Origin of the sequence: Ancylobacter sp. Lp-2 (assembly GCF_020523795.1) — a bacterium.
GTDB lineage: Bacteria > Pseudomonadota > Alphaproteobacteria > Rhizobiales > Xanthobacteraceae > Ancylobacter.
This window is the reverse complement of the sequence record NZ_JAJALI010000026.1, coordinates 1-1,589: the sequence shown is the minus strand read 5'-3', so window position 1 is coordinate 1,589 and position 1,589 is coordinate 1. Positions and strand designations below refer to the sequence as shown.

General features: G+C 59.7%; 2 protein-coding genes. Both read left to right on the top strand.

The window, feature by feature from the left end:
- A partial coding sequence (locus tag LGR54_RS25620) for a hypothetical protein (protein ID WP_230364782.1) occupies nt 1-210 on the top strand: 210 nt, incomplete at its 5' end.
- 156 nt (nt 211-366) lie between these two features.
- Nucleotides 367-1,589, top strand: a 1,223-nt coding sequence (locus LGR54_RS25615; protein WP_230364781.1) for a hypothetical protein, incomplete at its 3' end; no start/stop codon positions are given.

The window sequence follows — 1,589 nt, the reverse complement described above, 5'->3', positions numbered from 1 at the left end:
AAGGGCGGCGGGGTCGACTATTTCGTCGACTGGAACGTGACGCGCGACCGGGTGGTGTTCGACAGCGCGATCTTCTCGTCGATCGGTGCGGCGATGACGGCGGCGTTCCAGAGCGGCACCGATGTGGTGATCTGGGACGGCCATGACGGCATCGTTTTGCAGAACGCCAAGCTGACCGATCTCACCAGCAGCAACTTCCTCTTCACCTGAGGCGCAGGGGGCTGCGCGGCGCGGACGGTGCCTGTTCTGCGACGTGCCGGTCGTCGCAGCAGGAGCTAGCCTCGAAACGACGGGCGACCGGTTGACAGTGCCAATGGCTTGACGAGAACATCCCTCTTCAAACACCGCCTCACCGAGGACGACGATATGGCTCAGCCGTGGGATCTACTGAATTCCTGGACGACGACCAGGATCGAGAGCCTCAATCGGATCACTGCGACGGCTGACGGCCAGATACTCGCCGGCACGCCTGCCGGCGACTGGATGCGGTCCGACGAACATGACGGCGTGACGCTCAACGGCAGTGACGGCGACGACGCAGTCACCGCCGATGGCGGTGTCGGCGGCCAGTTCAATGCCGGCGCCGGAAACGACTATCTGAGTGCCGGGCGGGTCGGTGACGAGTTCGAGGAGTATCCGCAGAATACCGGCGGCGTCTTCAACGGAGGAGACGGCAACGACCTGTTTGACGGCAATGAAGGCTCCAATGTCACCTTCAATGGCGGTGACGGAAACGATGTTCTCACAACCGCTTTGGCCAGAAACAGCACATTCAACGGTGATGCCGGCGACGACTTCCTGTTCCTTGACGGGCTGGGTTTTGGCAGTTCAAGCAATGCCTATAATGGCGGAGCCGGAACCGATACCGCCATGTTCGAGGATCAGTTCGATACCTATGACTTCAGAAAAAGCGGGCAGGTTCTGACCATAACGAAGGGAAGCAGCACGGCCACGGTTACCGGTATCGAGTATTTTAGGTTCCTGGACCCGGAGACGGGAGAATATACGGAGCTCACATTGGATCAGGTTGTTACTGATCGTTCCATCGCGATCGACGCGACGGGAAATGATTACATCGATGGTCTGTTGCAGGGTAGCAAGTGGGGTTCGTCCGCAACCTATACGTTGCCATATTCGTGGTATTCGGGCGATGACCCAACCGCGGGCTTCCCGTCGACCTTGATGGGTATTTACAGCCAGATCAAAGGTATCACGCAGCTCAATATAAATGAAAAATGGGAATACCAAGACGACGATGAGGGAGACCACTATCCCGCGAAGGATGCCGATATCCACATCAACTTCGTAGAAGGGGGGCATTCCGCCCGGGTGGTGGTACAGGGGCCGGATGACGGGGGGAACGCCGACATCTATGCCTACGACCCGATCTTTCGGCAGCGTGCCGATGCCGGCAACGAGACCTATCTCGTGGCCCTCCAGGTCGTGGCGCAGACGCTCGGGCTGAAATTCGCCAGCGAGGGTGGCGGGGTCGCCGATGTGGCGGTACCGACCGACAAGGATTCGCTCGAATACACGGTGATGAGCCAGCGCTCCTATCCCGGTGGGCCGGCGGGCGACTACACGGTTGC